Source organism: Pseudomonas sp. NY15372, from assembly GCF_048068215.1.
GTDB classification, from domain to species: domain Bacteria; phylum Pseudomonadota; class Gammaproteobacteria; order Pseudomonadales; family Pseudomonadaceae; genus Aquipseudomonas; species Aquipseudomonas guariconensis_A.
The window spans coordinates 19621-33907 of record NZ_JBLUPY010000046.1 but is presented as its reverse complement, the minus strand read 5'-3'; the positions used below and the strand labels follow the sequence as shown (position 1 = coordinate 33907).

At 64.5% G+C, this 14287-nt stretch carries 15 protein-coding genes; 6 read left to right on the top strand and 9 right to left on the bottom strand.

What is annotated here, in order from left to right:
• Positions 1-197: 197 nt before the first annotated feature.
• Complete coding sequence (locus ACNFG0_RS21050; protein ID WP_196155533.1) at positions 198-1685, bottom strand: YifB family Mg chelatase-like AAA ATPase; 1488 nt, start codon at positions 1683-1685, stop codon at positions 198-200.
• A gap of 157 nt (positions 1686-1842) precedes the next feature.
• The gene (locus ACNFG0_RS21045; RefSeq protein ID WP_196144634.1) at positions 1843-2106 is read right to left on the bottom strand and encodes an accessory factor UbiK family protein; all 264 of its coding nucleotides are present in this window, start codon (positions 2104-2106) and stop codon (positions 1843-1845) included.
• 365 nt (positions 2107-2471) lie between these two features.
• Between ACNFG0_RS21045 and glnK the strand changes: the two genes are divergently transcribed.
• The 3 genes from glnK to sutA all read left to right on the top strand — a co-directional run bounded on the left by glnK (position 2472) and on the right by sutA (position 4966).
• The gene (gene glnK / locus ACNFG0_RS21040) at positions 2472-2810 is read left to right on the top strand and encodes a P-II family nitrogen regulator (RefSeq protein WP_002555808.1); all 339 of its coding nucleotides are present in this window, start codon (positions 2472-2474) and stop codon (positions 2808-2810) included.
• A gap of 43 nt (positions 2811-2853) precedes the next feature.
• On the top strand, positions 2854-4185 hold the full coding sequence (locus ACNFG0_RS21035; protein WP_416766234.1) for an ammonium transporter: 1332 nt from the start codon (positions 2854-2856) through the stop codon (positions 4183-4185).
• A 454-nt stretch (positions 4186-4639) separates the two neighbouring features.
• A complete protein-coding gene (gene sutA / locus ACNFG0_RS21030) occupies positions 4640-4966 on the top strand; it encodes a transcriptional regulator SutA (protein WP_196144632.1) in 327 nt (108 codons plus the stop codon).
• 184 nt (positions 4967-5150) lie between these two features.
• Here the strand turns inward: sutA and ACNFG0_RS21025 are convergent, their stop codons facing one another.
• The 6 genes from ACNFG0_RS21025 to lptM are packed head-to-tail and all read right to left on the bottom strand — an operon-like array spanning position 5151 to position 9764.
• The gene (locus ACNFG0_RS21025; protein ID WP_196155532.1) at positions 5151-5846 is read right to left on the bottom strand and encodes an HAD family hydrolase; all 696 of its coding nucleotides are present in this window, start codon (positions 5844-5846) and stop codon (positions 5151-5153) included.
• The gene (gene xerC / locus ACNFG0_RS21020; protein WP_196155531.1) at positions 5843-6742 is read right to left on the bottom strand and encodes a tyrosine recombinase XerC; all 900 of its coding nucleotides are present in this window, start codon (positions 6740-6742) and stop codon (positions 5843-5845) included. The genes ACNFG0_RS21025 and xerC overlap by 4 nt, the downstream gene beginning before the upstream one ends.
• On the bottom strand, positions 6742-7452 hold the full coding sequence (locus ACNFG0_RS21015) for a DUF484 family protein (protein WP_196144629.1): 711 nt from the start codon (positions 7450-7452) through the stop codon (positions 6742-6744). Before ACNFG0_RS21015 ends, xerC begins: the two co-directional genes overlap by 1 nt.
• A gap of 13 nt (positions 7453-7465) precedes the next feature.
• Positions 7466-8296, bottom strand: coding sequence for a diaminopimelate epimerase (gene dapF / locus ACNFG0_RS21010; protein ID WP_196144628.1), 831 nt, complete (start codon positions 8294-8296; stop codon positions 7466-7468).
• A 4-nt stretch (positions 8297-8300) separates the two neighbouring features.
• Positions 8301-9548, bottom strand: a complete 1248-nt coding sequence (gene lysA, locus ACNFG0_RS21005) for a diaminopimelate decarboxylase (RefSeq protein ID WP_196144627.1) — start codon at positions 9546-9548, stop codon at positions 8301-8303.
• A gap of 9 nt (positions 9549-9557) precedes the next feature.
• On the bottom strand, positions 9558-9764 hold the full coding sequence (gene lptM, locus ACNFG0_RS21000) for an LPS translocon maturation chaperone LptM (RefSeq protein ID WP_196144626.1): 207 nt from the start codon (positions 9762-9764) through the stop codon (positions 9558-9560).
• 225 nt (positions 9765-9989) lie between these two features.
• Between lptM and cyaY the strand changes: the two genes are divergently transcribed.
• The 3 genes from cyaY (at position 9990) to rnk (ending at position 11089) form a co-directional block, all read left to right on the top strand.
• A complete protein-coding gene (gene cyaY, locus ACNFG0_RS20995) occupies positions 9990-10322 on the top strand; it encodes an iron donor protein CyaY (RefSeq protein WP_043213409.1) in 333 nt (110 codons plus the stop codon).
• 1 nt (position 10323) lies between these two features.
• Positions 10324-10542: a DUF1289 domain-containing protein gene (locus ACNFG0_RS20990; protein ID WP_416766232.1), complete on the top strand. Its 219-nt coding sequence runs from the start codon at positions 10324-10326 to the stop codon at positions 10540-10542.
• A 136-nt stretch (positions 10543-10678) separates the two neighbouring features.
• Positions 10679-11089 carry a nucleoside diphosphate kinase regulator gene (gene rnk, locus ACNFG0_RS20985; RefSeq protein ID WP_416766230.1) on the top strand — a complete coding sequence of 137 codons (411 nt, stop codon included), beginning with the start codon at positions 10679-10681 and terminating at the stop codon, positions 11087-11089.
• A gap of 202 nt (positions 11090-11291) precedes the next feature.
• Here the strand turns inward: rnk and ACNFG0_RS20980 are convergent, their stop codons facing one another.
• Positions 11292-14156: a class I adenylate cyclase gene (locus ACNFG0_RS20980; protein WP_416766229.1), complete on the bottom strand. Its 2865-nt coding sequence runs from the start codon at positions 14154-14156 to the stop codon at positions 11292-11294.
• Between the last annotated feature and the right edge of the window lie 131 nt (positions 14157-14287).

Here is a 14287-nt window from a genome sequence, read left to right as displayed (position 1 = left end):
AGCCCTTGCTTGGCGGCGGTGATAGCGGGCCCGGCCCAATCGCGGGGCAAGCCCGCTCCCACAGGCCCTGTGTACGCTTGTTGCGGGAGGTCACCCAGCCCTTTGGGCTGCACTGTCGCGCAAAGCACAAACGGCCAGTGCTGATCTTCTGTGGGCTGGGGCGGTATGGCTTGTCCTTGACCGCAGAACCGTGCCGATCAAGAGCCAGGCCGATACTGCAGCGCTTCAGCCAGGTGCGCCCGGCCAATGTTCGCCACCTGTTCGAGATCGGCCAGCGTGCGGGCCACCTTGAGCAATCGATGGGCCGCCCGCAGCGACAAGGTCAAACGCTCGCAGGCATTTTCCAGCCAGGCCTGGTCGGCAGGTGCCAGCACGCAGTGGCGGCGCAAGCCATTGAGGTCGAGAAAGGCATTGGCGCACCCTTGGCGGCGCTGCTGCAGCTCGCGCGCCTCGGCCACCAGGCGGGCGACGCTGGCGCTTGAATCGCCGCTGGGCTCGTTGGTCAGCACCGTGCTTTCCCGCGCCACGGTCAGGTGCAGGTCGATACGGTCGAGCAGGGGGCCGGAAAGCTTGTTGCGATAGCGCTGGATCTGCTCGGCGCTGCAGCGACAGCGCCCGGTAGGGTCGCCCAGGTAGCCACACGGGCAAGGGTTCATTGCCGCCACCAACTGAAAGCGCGCCGGGAAACGCACCCGATCTCTGGCCCGCGCCACCACGATCTCGCCAGACTCCAAGGGTTCGCGAAGCACCTCCAGCACGCGCCGCTCGAATTCCGGCAGCTCATCCAGAAACAGCACGCCATGGTGCGCCAGGGTGATCTCCCCCGGTTGCGGCCTGCTGCCTCCGCCGACCAATGCCGGCCCGGACGCCGAGTGGTGCGGATGGCGAAACGGGCGCTGCGGCCAGCAGTCCAGCGGCTTGTGGCCGCTGACCGACTGGATTGCCGCCACTTCCAGGGCTTCGCGTTCATCCAGCGGGGGGAGCAGCCCCGGCAAACGGCTGGCCAGCAGCGTCTTGCCAGTACCTGGCGGGCCGGTGAACAGCAGATTGTGCGCACCTGCGGCAGCCACCAGCAGGGCACGTTTGGCTGCCGCCTGGCCTTGCACTTCGCTCAGGTCAGGGTAGGGCCGGCTGCGCAGCAACAAACCATTAGCGGCATAGGGCGCCAGCGGCACCTGGCCATTGAGATGGGCGACCAGCTCCAGAAGATGGCCCACGGCATACACCGCCAGGCCGCTCGCCAGGCTGGCCTCCTCGGCATTTTCCTTGGGCACTACCAATGCCCGCCCGGCCTCTCGGGCGGCCAGCGCGGCAGGCAGTACGCCTTGCACTGGCCGTAGGCCGCCCGACAACGCCAGTTCACCGATGCATTCGATTTCACCCAGCGTCGCCACCGGAACCTGGCCGTTGGCCGCCAGGATGCCCAGGGCGATGGCCAGGTCATAACGGCCGCCATCCTTGGGCAGGTCGGCGGGGGCGAGGTTCTGGGTGATGCGCCGGGCTGGGTAGTCCAGGCCGGAGTTGACGATGGCACTGCGCACCCGGTCCTTGCTTTCCTTGACCGTGGCTTCGGGCAGCCCGACCAGGGTCAAGGTAGGCAGGCCGTTGGCCAGGTGGGTTTCGACACTGACAGCAGGCGCCAGCACACCGACCTGGGCGCGGCTATGGACGAGGGCGAGGGACATGGACACTCCGTGATCGCTTGTGGGAACCGCTTCCTGCGGTTGGGCAAGCATAGAGCGCCAGGGAAGGGGCGGTTGCGAAAGAGTGCGTCGGGGTTTTACAGCGAACCGGGCCAAGGCCCTTCGCGGGTTTACCCGCGAAGAAGGGCAATAGCGGTCGTCATTGCTGGGCTGGCGGCGCGATCCGGGCTTCCAGCTCGGCCAGCTGTTTCTCAAGGGCTTCCAGACGGGCGCGGGTACGGGCCAGGACCACCATCTGGCTGTCGAATTCGTCCCGGCTGACCAGGTCCAGCTTGCTGAAGGCGCCTTGCATGAGGACCTTGAACTGGCTTTCCAGTTCGGCGCGAGGTTGGGCGGTATCGCCGCTGAACAGGCGAGAGGCCTGGTCGCTCAGGGCGTCGAGAAAGGCTTTTGGCGCGAGCATGTTGGGCTGTCCGCTGAATCATTGAAAGGAAGGCAGTGTAACACGCGCCTCGGTGGGGCTCGTGCTGCCCATTTTTTGCGCAATGTGGCCCGTCCGAATGCACCGTAATTGTGCGCCTTGGCTTTGATGGCGACTGGCCAAGTTTCTGCGATTAACACAACTCATTGTTTTTATTGAATTTATACGAACTGGCAAGGTTTCTGCTAAGACCTCTGCGAGCCATGCACTGATGCTGTACCTGAAACCAGACAGCGCGCATGCGCAGCTGGATGCCGCCGACGACGCGTTACAAAGCCAGGCGCTGCGCTTAGACTTGAGACGGGTTTGTTTTCCTGGGGCAAGTCCACCAAATCGGGAGAAGTTTCATGAAGCTAGTCACTGCCATCATCAAGCCGTTCAAGCTGGACGACGTGCGCGAGTCGCTGTCGGAAATCGGCGTGCAGGGCATCACCGTGACCGAAGTCAAAGGCTTCGGTCGGCAGAAAGGCCATACCGAGCTGTACCGCGGTGCCGAGTACGTGGTCGATTTCCTGCCCAAGGTGAAGATCGACGTCGCCATCGACGACAAGGACCTTGACCGGGTAATCGAAGCCATCACCAAGGCGGCCAACACCGGCAAGATCGGTGACGGCAAGATCTTCGTGGTCAATCTGGAGCAGGCCATCCGCATCCGTACCGGCGAAACCGATACCGACGCGATCTAAGCAACACCGCCTCACCAAACCCAACGCCCCAGGAGAAAACAACATGACTCTGCGTAAGATCGCAGGGCTAGGAGCCCTATTGTCCCTCGTAATGCCAGGCCTGGCCCTGGCAGAGGAAGCTGCCCCGGCGCTGAACTCCGGTGACACCGCCTGGATGCTCACCGCCACGGCGCTGGTGCTGTTCATGACCATTCCGGGCCTGGCATTGTTCTACGGTGGCATGGTGCGCTCGAAGAACGTGCTGTCGGTGATGATGCAATGCTTCGCCATCACCGGCCTGATGAGCATTCTCTGGGTCATCTATGGCTACAGCCTGGCATTCGATACCACCGGTATGGAAAAGGGCGTGGTCAACCTCAATTCCTTCGTCGGCGGCTTTTCCAAGGCATTCCTCAGCGGTGTCACGCCCCAGAGCCTGACCTCCGCCGCCGCGCTGTTCCCCGAAGCGGTGTTCATCACCTTCCAGATGACCTTCGCCATCATCACCCCGGCCCTGATCGTCGGTGCCTTCGCCGAGCGCATGAAGTTCTCCGCCATGCTGGTGTTCATGGGTGTGTGGTTCACCCTGGTGTATGCGCCAATCGCCCATATGGTCTGGAGCGGTGACGGCGCACTGATGTGGGACTGGGGCGTGCTGGACTTCGCTGGCGGTACCGTGGTGCACATCAACGCCGGTATCGCGGGCCTGGTCTGCTGCCTGGTCCTGGGCAAGCGCAAGGGCTACCCGACCACGCCGATGGCCCCGCACAACCTGGGCTATACCTTGATGGGCGCAGCGATGCTGTGGATCGGCTGGTTCGGCTTCAACGCAGGTTCCGCCGCCGCCGCCAATGGCACGGCCGGCATGGCCATGCTGGTCACCCAGATCGCCACCGCCGCTGCCGCACTGGGTTGGATGTTCGCCGAGTGGATCGGCCACGGCAAACCGAGCGCCCTGGGCATCGCCTCGGGTGTGGTCGCGGGCCTTGTGGCCATCACTCCGGCTGCCGGTACCGTCGGCCCGATGGGCGCGCTGGTGATCGGCCTGGCCTCGGGCGTGATCTGCTATTTCTGCGCCACCAGCCTCAAGCGCAAGCTCGGCTACGACGACTCCCTGGATGCCTTCGGCGTGCATGGTGTCGGCGGTATCGTCGGAGCCATTCTCACCGGTGTATTCGCAGCGCCGGCCCTGGGCGGGTTTGGTGCGGTCGAGGACATCGGCGCGCAGGTCTGGGTACAGACCAAGGGTGTGCTGTTCACCGTGGCCTACACCGCTATCGCAACCTACGTGATCCTCAAGGTGCTCGATGGCCTGATGGGGCTGCGGGTCAATGACGAAGAAGAATCGGTCGGCCTCGACCTGGCCCAGCACAACGAACGCGGCTACAACCTCTAGCTGCGACGCAGTAGAAATCGCCCGGTTCGCCGGGCTTTTTTTTGCCTGGAATTCGCTGTTTGGCGTAGGGCAAACGGTTTACCGGGCACGTTCGTGACATTCGTAAAAAACTTACAGGTTGCCAGGCGTTCAGGGAGCTTTGCTTTTTCCACGAGCGCGCTAGAATGCGCGCCGAAGGGTGTTCGATGAGCTGTCCACACACTTCCAAACCCTTTGCTAGGCTTGCAATAGCGCATGGCCAGCAGGTAATTGCCGGCGCTTTTTCCCGGCTGATGGCTCGATGATTTCTCAGGCGCTGCCAGGAGCAGGGCCTGTAGGGCGGCAGTTTCCCATCAGGAGATGGATGCCCGGGCAGTGGCCAACCCACGGCCAGTTGAATTTTCACTGGTGGACGCCGGTCTACGGCTCCACTGGTCTATAACTAACCTGCTTTTCGCAAGTCATGAGGTAGAACATGAGCGACGACGATCTGGAAAATGACGACCTCGAAGTAGGCGACGAAGACGAGGCCGATGAGGGCCTTGAAGCTGCGGCCGACGACGGCGCGGAAGACGCCGGCGATGACGACAGCCCTGCACCGGTTGCCAAGGGTAAAGCCAAGGCAGCGGTCTCGGTAGACGAGATGCCGAGCATGGAAGCCAAGCAGAAGGAGCGCGATGCGCTGGCCAAGGCTATGGAAGAGTTCCTTGCTCGTGGTGGCAAGGTTCAAGAGGTCGAAGCCAACGTGGTCGCCGATCCGCCCAAGAAGCCGGACAACAAGTACGGCAGCCGCCCTATCTGAGTGGCTGAATACAAAAAAGCCCGCCGTCGCTGCGGGCTTTTTTGTGGGCGGCGTTTTTGCAAAGTCGGTTCAGTCTCAATCACGGGACAAGCCCGCTCCCACAAGGCCCGCAAAATCAAATAGTTATGCGTTGTTCTATGAGAGAGCGGGCTTGCCCCGCGATTGGGGCGCAACGCGCCCCCAGTCAACGCCAGCGGGTCAGGACGTCCGGCAACTGGGAAAGCCGCTGGATCTCGGCATCCGGCGCCTGCTCGCCCGCCCAGGCCTTGCCCTGGGGGTTGAACCACACCGCCCGCAGCCCGGCGCGTTGGGCGCCGGCGATGTCGTCGCCGGGGTGGTCGCCGATGTGCACGGCGGCATCAGCCTGCACGTCGCCCCGGCGCAGGGCCTCCAGGAAGGGGGCCGGGTCCGGCTTGCCGATGCCCAGGTCTTCGGCGCACAGCGCAAAGCGGAAATAGTCCGCCAGCCCCAGGCGACGCACATCGGCGTTGCCATTGGTGACCACGCCAAGGATGTACTGGTGGCGCAGGATCTCCAGCACCGGTTGCACCTCGGGGAACACCTCGACCTGGTGGCGAGCGTGGAGGAATACCTCGAACCCTTCGTTGGCCAGTTCCTGCGCGTGTTTTTCGCTGTAGCCGACTTCCTCCAGGGCATGGAACAGTACCCGGCGGCGCAGGGCGCTGATCCGGTGTTTGAGGCCAGGCTCGGCTTGTACCAGGCGTTCGCGGATGGCGAACAGGTGTTCGACCGGAATCGGCCCCAGGCTCGGGGCGTTGGCCTCGAGCCAGTCGCGCAGGACGATCTCGGCACTGGCGATCACCGGTGCGGTGTCCCACAGGGTATCGTCCAGGTCGAAGGTGATCAGCTTGATGCTCATGAGTCTGTGCCTTTGCTGCGTTTGGCCCGAGGGTGGGCGCTGTCGTACACCGCGGCCAGGTGCTGGAAGTCCAGGTGGGTATAGATCTGCGTGGTGCTGATGTCGGCATGGCCGAGCATCTCCTGCACGGCGCGCAGGTCCTGGGACGATTCGAGCAGATGGCTGGCGAAGGAATGGCGAAGCATGTGTGGGTGCAGGTGCTGGCCGAGTTCGCGCTCGCCCGCCGTCTTGACCCGCATTTGGATGGCGCGTGGCCCAAGGCGCTTGCCCTGGCGGGTGACGAACACGGCGTTGTCGCGCGGTGCGCTGATACCCCGCAGCCTGAACCACGCCTGCAACGCCTCGCGGGCCTTGCGGCCGACCGGCAGGACACGGGCCTTGCCGCCCTTGCCCAGGACCTGGACCAACCCGCCAGCCAGGTCGAGGTGGTCCATATCGAGGTTGGTCAGTTCCGACAGACGCAGCCCCGACGAATAGAACAGTTCGAGGATGGCCTGGTCGCGCTGGGCGATGAAGTCGTCATCGACGCCGCCATCGAGCAATTGCAGGGCGCGGTCGGTATCGAGGGTCTTGGGCAGGCGCCGCTCGCCTTTGGGCGGCGACAAGCCGTTGGCCGGGTCGTGCTGGCACAGGCCTTCGCGGTTGAGGTAGCGGTACAGGCCGCGCACCGCCGAGAGCAGGCGCGCCAGGCTGCGGGACGACTGGCCGTGGTGGTGTTGGCGCGCCACCAACTGGCGCAGTTGCTGGACCTGCAGCGCCTCCCAGCCGGCGATGCCTTGGCTGTTGCAGTATTCGATGACCTTCTGCAGGTCGCGACGGTAGGCCAGCAGGGTGTGGTCGGACACCTGGCGCTCGTTGCGCAGGTGTGCGCAATAAGCCTCCAGCTGGCGTTCCATCAGCGCACCGGTCGCAGGGTCTGGGTGAAGCGTGGGACGACGCGGCCGAGCACTTCGGCGATGTAGCCGAGGAACAGGGTACCGACGCTGCTCTTGTAGTGTTGCGGGTCGCGGCTGCCAATCGCCAGCACGCCATGCAGACCCTGGTATTCCAGGGCGGCCACGGCACTGGAGCCGACTTCCTTGCGCTGCTCCTCGCCGAACAGGAAGGCCAGCTCGTGCTCGCGCAGGTTGCCGCTGACCGTCTTGCCACTGCCCAGGAGTGCGCCGATGGCCTGCTGGGCCTCGCCATTGCTGGCCCAGCGACCGACCGGCGCGGCCGTTTCGCCGAACAGGATCAGGCTGACGAAGGGCACCTGGAATTCCTGGCGCAGGCTGTCCTCGACCGCCATCACCACTTCTTCCAGGCTGCCGGCGTCGAGCAGGTCGAGAATCAGCCGGCGGGTCTTGTCGAACAGCCGGTCGTTGTCCCGGGCCACGTCCATCAGTTGCGACAGGCGGTGGCGCATCTCGATGTTGCGATCACGCAGCAGCTTGAGCTGGCGCTCCACCAGCGACACGCTGTCGCCGCGTTGGTGCGGAATGCGCTGTTCGACCAGCAACTCGTCGTGTTCGGCGAAGAAGGTCGGGTGGGCGCGCAGGTAGGCGACCACGGCCTCGGCATCGAGGTCCTGGGCCTGCTTGGGTGCAGCCTGGGGCTGATCGGTCATGGCGGTTACTCGCTTAAAGACGAACCTGTCCTTCGTAGACACGCACGGCGGGGCCGGTCATCAGTACGGGCTTGCCGGGGCCGGCCCATTCGATGTTCAGACGCCCGCCCGGCAGGTCGATGGTCACCGGCGAATCCATCCAGCCTTGGCTGATGGCAGCCACGGCAGCGGCGCAGGCGCCGGTACCGCAGGCCTGGGTCTCGCCGGCACCACGCTCCCATACACGCAGGTTGGCGCGATGGCGGTCGATGACCTGGATGAAGCCGGCATTGACCCGCTGCGGGAAGCGCGGGTGGTGTTCGATCTTCGGCCCCAGTTCATGCACCGGCGCGGTGCGCACGTCGTCGACGCGCAGCACCGAATGCGGGTTGCCCATGGAAACGGCGGCGATCGAATGGACCTGGCCGTCGACTTCCAGGGGGTAGCTAAGGGCCTGTGCATCGGCGACGAAGGGGATTTCGGCCGGGGCGAAGCGCGGTGGGCCCATGTCGACGCACACCTGGCCATCGTTGCGCACGTCCAGCTCGATGATGCCGCCCTTGGTTTCCACGCGGATGCGCTTCTTGGCGGTCAGGCGCTTGTCCAGCACGAAACGGGCGAAGCAGCGCGCGCCGTTGCCGCACTGTTCGACCTCGGAGCCATCGGCGTTGAAGATCCGGTAGCGGAAATCCACGTCCGGGTTGCTGGGAGCCTCGACGATCAGCAGCTGGTCGAAGCCCACGCCGGTGTGGCGGTCGCCCCATTGCTTGGCGTGCTTGGGCTGGATGTGCGCGTGCTGGCTGACCAGGTCCAGGACCATGAAGTCATTGCCCAGCCCATGCATCTTGGTGAAACGCAGCAGCATGGGGTCACTCCGGGAGCAGGCTTTCGCCGGCGAACAGTTCGGCGATGGTTTCCCGGCGACGGACCTCGAAGGCCTGGTCGCCGTCGACCAGCACTTCGGCACAGCGGCCACGGGTGTTGTAATTCGAGCTCATGACAAAACCATAGGCGCCCGCGGACTGCACGGCCAGCAAATCACCTTCGGCCAGGTCCAGCACACGCTCCTTGGCCAGGAAGTCACCGGTCTCGCAGATCGGGCCGACCAGGTCGTAGCTGCGGCCTTCGCCCTGGCGTGGCTTGACCGCGCTGACGCCCATCCAGGCCTGGTAAAGGGCCGGGCGGATCAGGTCGTTCATCGCCGCATCGATGATGGCGAAGTCCTTGTGCTCGGTGTGCTTGAGGTACTCGACCTGGGTCAGCAGTACGCCGGCATTGGCCACGATGTAGCGGCCGGGCTCGAACACCAGGGCCAGGTCGCGTTCGCCTACGCGCTCGCGGATCGCCTTGATGTAGTCGGCCACCTGCGGCGGCTGTTCGTCGCGGTAGCGCACGCCGACGCCGCCACCCAGATCCAGGTGGCGCAGGTGGATACCGCATTCGGCCAGGCGGTCGACCAGCACCAGCAGGCGGTCGAGGGCATCGAGGAAGGGCTCGACGGTGGTCAGCTGCGAACCGATATGGCAGTCGACACCGACCACCTCCAGGTTGGGCAACTGCGCGGCGCGCACGTAGATGGCCTCGGCATCGGCGATGGCGATGCCGAACTTGTTTTCCTTGAGGCCGGTGGAGATGTACGGGTGGGTACCTGCATCGACGTCCGGGTTCACGCGCAGCGACACCGGTGCGACCTTGCCCATCTCGGCCGCCACGACCTGCAGGCGCTCGAGCTCGTCGGTGGATTCGACGTTGAAGCAGTGCACGCCCACTTCCAGGGCACGGCGCATGTCATCGCGGGTCTTGCCGACGCCGGAGAACACCACGCGGTCGGCGCGCCCGCCAGCGGCCAGTACACGCTCCAGCTCGCCGCCGGAAACGATGTCGAAGCCCGCGCCCAGGCGTGCCAGGACGTTCAGCACGCCCAGGTTGGAGTTGGCCTTGACCGCGAAGCACACCAGGTGCTCGACGCCGTGCAGGGCGTCGGCGTAGCTGCGGTACTGGGCTTCGATGTGAGCGCGCGAGTAGACGTAGGTGGGGGTACCGAAACGTTCGGCGATGGCCGACAGGGCCACGCCTTCCGCGAACAGCTCGCCGTCGCGGTAGTTGAAAGCGTCCATTGGATTTCCTTACTGCGCGGGCTGCGGCTCTTGCTGGGCGGGTTCGGCGGCATCGACCGGCGCAGCCGGCTCGGCAGCTTGATGCTGGTGCGACTTGTGGCTGTCCTTGCCGTCCTTGCCTTCTTCAGGCAGGTACAGAGGGCCCTTCTGACCGCAGGCCGAAACGAGGCAGGCAACCGCGACCAGCGCCGCGAGGGAGGAAATCAGGCGCTTCATTGGCGAATCCTTTGAAATATGCAGTATTACGCCCGAGTATACCGAGCGCCTGCGGGCTTGCCTATGCAAGGACCGGTCCGCCTGGCGGACGTACAGCGTGCATGCTGTTGGCGGGGCTACCCGGCAACAGAGCGCCGCCGACACAAATGCTAACCTTTGCATTCGCCGGCAAGCGCCCGTATCTTGCCCGGCTTGCCGTAAGCAGCCAATTTCGAGGTTCCTGCAATGAGTTTGAGCGAAGCGCGTTTCCACGACCTGGTCGACGCGACCCAACAGGCCCTGGAAGACCTGTTCGATGAGAGCGGGCTGGATGTGGACATGGAGAACTCCGCCGGGGTGCTCACCATCAAGTTCGACAGCGGCAGCCAGCTGATCTTCAGCCGCCAGGAGCCGCTGCGCCAGCTATGGCTGGCCGACCGCTCGGGGGGCTTCCACTTCGACTACGACGAAGAGAGCGGCAAGTGGGTGTGCGAGAAGAGCGAGGAGCTGCTGGGCGAGATGCTCGAGCGCATCGTCTGGGAGCGGGCCGGCGAGAAGCTGGACTTCGACGAGATCTGAGATGAGCGAGCAACCCCGACCGCCCAAGCCGCTGTACAGCAACGTAAGCCCGGCGGTGCCTTCGCCGTGTGTCAGCGTTTGCCGGCTCGACGAGCGTAGGGTCTGCACCGGCTGTTTCCGTCATGTGGAGCATATCCGCGAGTGGCGGTCGGCCGACGACGAACGGCGCCGCCAGATCTGCCGCGAAGCCCAGGTGTTGCGGGAACAGCACAGCGCCTAGCGATGCCTTGGGCTTGAGTATTTACCCGGCTGTGGTAGTGTCGGGTTTGCGTCGATGACGCCAAAAGCATTCACAAACCCCGCCCTTGGGCGGGGTTTTGCTTTATCTGCCTGTTAAAAAGGAGTCTGACTGGATCATGAGCACCAAGCCTTCCCTCATCCTCACCCGATTGGACGTACAACGTCTGGAGCGTCTGATCGACAGCCTCGACGAAAGTACGCCGGGTGTGCTCGCCCTGCAGGACGAGCTGGACCGCGCCGAACAGGTGGTGGGTCACGAGGAGGTCCCGGCCGGCGTGGTGACCATGAACTCGCGCGTGCACTGCCGCGAGGAAGCCAGCGGCAAGGACTACCACCTGACCCTGGTATACCCGAAGGATGCCGGCGGCGAAGGCAAGGTTTCGATCCTCGCGCCGATCGGCTGTGCGTTGCTGGGGTTGTCGGTAGGCGAGCAGATCGACTGGCCGGCCCCAGGCGGCAAGACCCTCAAGCTGACGTTGCTGGCGGTCGAGTACCAGCCGGAAGCGGCGGGTGATTTCGATCTCTGAAAACGCTGGGAATGGGGTAATGCCTGTCAGTTAAGGCCCCATCGCCGGCAAGCCGGCTCCCACCTATCTTGCGCTGCTGTTGTAGACACCGCGGAACCTGTAGGAGCCGGCTTGCCGGCGATGGGCTGCGAAGCAGCCCCAAATGCAGTCGATAAGGCTTAACTGACAGGCATTCGGGTAGGGGCCGCTTTGCGGCCCGATCTCAAGGCTCCCGCATCGCCTGCAACTGCTCCAGCCCTTCATTCAACGCCTTCTCCAGCTCGGTCTTGTAGCGCAGGTACAGCGCGGTCGAGCCCGATTCTTCACCCAGCAGCTCGGACAGATCCAGGTCGGTGATGTAGCACCTGTAGCTGCCTGCACTGCGGCGCCGGCCGAGGATCTGGCGAGCGACCACGGCATAGAGCTGGTCTCCATGTTCCAGCTCGGAGAACTCCAGCTGGTCGCAGTAGAGCGTGACGTGCACCTCACCTCCCGCGCCTGCCTGCAGGATCGCCTGCACATCATAACCACCCCGGTCGGCCCCTTCGCTCGGTACTGGCCGGGGCTCCAGGCTGCGCGCCTTGCCGTTGCCCGACGGCAGCAGCTGGTAGTAGAGGGTCTCCAGCGATGCCTGCTGCAGGCTGTCCAACGGCAGCTGAGCATCACGGCGCACCACTACCGAGCGCAGGAAGCGTTGCAACGGCAGCAGCAGGTGCGCTTCGTCCTGCAAGGGCAGGCGCTGTTGCCACAGGGCGTTGTATTCATCCAGCACATACAGCTCGGCCCAGCCCTCGAACAGGCGGTAGAACACCTGGATGCAATGGGGCCGCCCCTGTTCCAGGACCAGTGGCAGGTCATGGTCCTGCAGCGCGTTGGCGTCCAGGTGCAGGGGGCTGTACGCGCCACGCTCTTCGCTCAGGCACGCCAGCACTGCGTCGTGGTCGGGGAGCGTGGCGAGGGTGACCTGGCCGGGTTCGAGTTCCAGCACATGGGTATGCTGCGCCACCTGCAACAGGTAGCGGTGGTTCAGGCCCTGGTCGAGAAGCTGTTGTACGGTCGCGAAGACCTCCTCGACCCGCTGGGTGATGGCCTGGGCGCGGCTGTGGCAGAAGCAGCGCACTCGCAGGCGTGGGCGATGGCGGTGCTGGCCGAGGCTATTGAGGTAGTCGCGCAGGCAGCGCACCAGGGCGTGTTCGCCGTCGTAGCGGTGCACCAGCACTTCGTTCCAGCTGTTGAGGGTGACTTGGTCCAGGGTCAGCACCAGGTTCTCGCGCACGCCTGCGTAGCTCAGTGAATCGGTGCGCTCGGTGGTCATCAGGATGTTCAGGTCACGATGCTGGCGCAATGGGTCGATGCCGACGTTGACCAGCAGCAGGATCTCTTCGGCCACGCTCGGTTGCAGCAGGCGGATCTCGCTGACCATCTCCAGCGGCAGTGTGATCGTCTGCTGCAGGCTGCCCAGTAGGTTGAACAGTTCGAACTCGGTCAGGTCGCTGCTCCCTGGGTGCAGCGCCAGGCGCGTGCTGCTGTCGATCACGCCGTTGCGATGGGCCCAGGTGAGCAGTTCGAGCAGCTCGCGGCAGCGCTTGATCGGGCTGAAATGCTCCCATTCGTGCACACCCAGGTTGCCGTTGTACAAGCCCCAGTGATAGGTGCCGGGCTCCTTGCGATTGGGCGATTGCACCAGGGTCAGGGTGTCCTCGGCCAGGTCCGGCGCGATGCCTGGGTTGATCACTTCGATCTTGCCTGCGCGGCGCTCGAAGGCCGCATACAGGCGCCGACCCAGGACATTGAGATCGCGCTGGTCAGCCCGGGAACTGGCATTCTGGGCGCGGGCGAACTGGGTGAGGAAGCGGTAGCTGTGGTTCAGCTCGGCCACCAGCTCGCGGCGTTCGGCGGCAACCTGGCGTACCTTCCACTGGGCGCGGCTGTCGAGCATCGCCAGTTGGCGTTCGCCCCAGCCCCACTCCTCTGTCAGGCGTTGCAGCAAGCGGCGTTGCCAGCCACCGGCACGGGCGCGGCCGAGTTCGCTGAGCTTCTTGTTGACCTTCAGATACAGGCTGCGCCGCACCAGTTCGAGGCGTGCGGTTTCGCCGCGGCCCTGCAGGTATTGTTCGATGCGCCGGTAGACCATCACGTACGGATCCAGGGCGTCTAGGTCCAAGTGATTGGCGAATACCGCCTGCTTGTAGTCCAGGCTCAGGCAGCGCACGCCAGGGTGTTCGCTGGCGTAGGCTTCGGTCAACAACAGCTTGAGCAACGATTTGTAGGGTGAGTCGATGCCCTTGAACAGCTGCCATAGGCCGGCCCCGACGAATTCGCCAGGCGGTATGTGCGCCAAGTGGCCGAGGTCAACGTCATCTTCCGCGCGGATGAAGCGCTTTGACAGCAGCGTCTGGGTGTAGGCCAGGTAATTGTGTTCTTCATACACCGGCACCAGCCACCATAGCGGGGTACGCCCGCCCAGCCAGATGGCGGTGCGGTAGAACTCGTCCAGCAGCAGATAGTGCTGGGTGGTGCCGCAGTCGTCTGAGCTGAGCTGGCCATTGCGCTCGCCTTCGACGAACCCCTTGGGCTCTATGAGAAAGAAGTGCGCCTCGGCACCCTGGCTGGCCGCCCAGGCCTCGAGCAGCTGGCATTTGCGCCGCAGCTCGGCCAGCTCAGCTTCGCCGAGCCCGGGGGCATGGCATACCCATACGTCCATGTCGCTTTGCTCGGCCTGGGCCAGGGTGCCGAGGCTGCCCATCAGGAACAGGCCGTGGATGGGGTGCGCGGTATTGCCCCGGCGGGCCTTGTGGGTGAAGGAACGTGCCATGCGCTGGGCCTCGGCCAGCAACTGCGGGTCGGGCTCGAAACCAGAAAGGCCGGCGGGGGTATTGCCCGAGACGTAGCCTGGCAGCAGCGGGTGATTGACGTGGAACAACAACGGCAGCAGGGTCAATACGTACTGCTGGCGTGTGGAAAGACCTTCCCGCGCCCGTTCCAGGCGCCCCTGATTGACCTGCAGGAAGCGCGCACGCAGTTTCGCCAGTTCCTTGCGGTCGATGCCTTGGTCGAGGTCGGGGCGGATTTCGTGGAGGTGGTTCATTGCGTACTCAGGGCTTCCAGGCGCTGCGCCGAGTTTAGCCTGAGCATTGCGGTCGGATAAGCGATAAGTGGCTTTTTGACGTCATTTTCTTGTGCGTGGCAAGGGCTGCGCCCTTGATCGCGGGGCAAGCC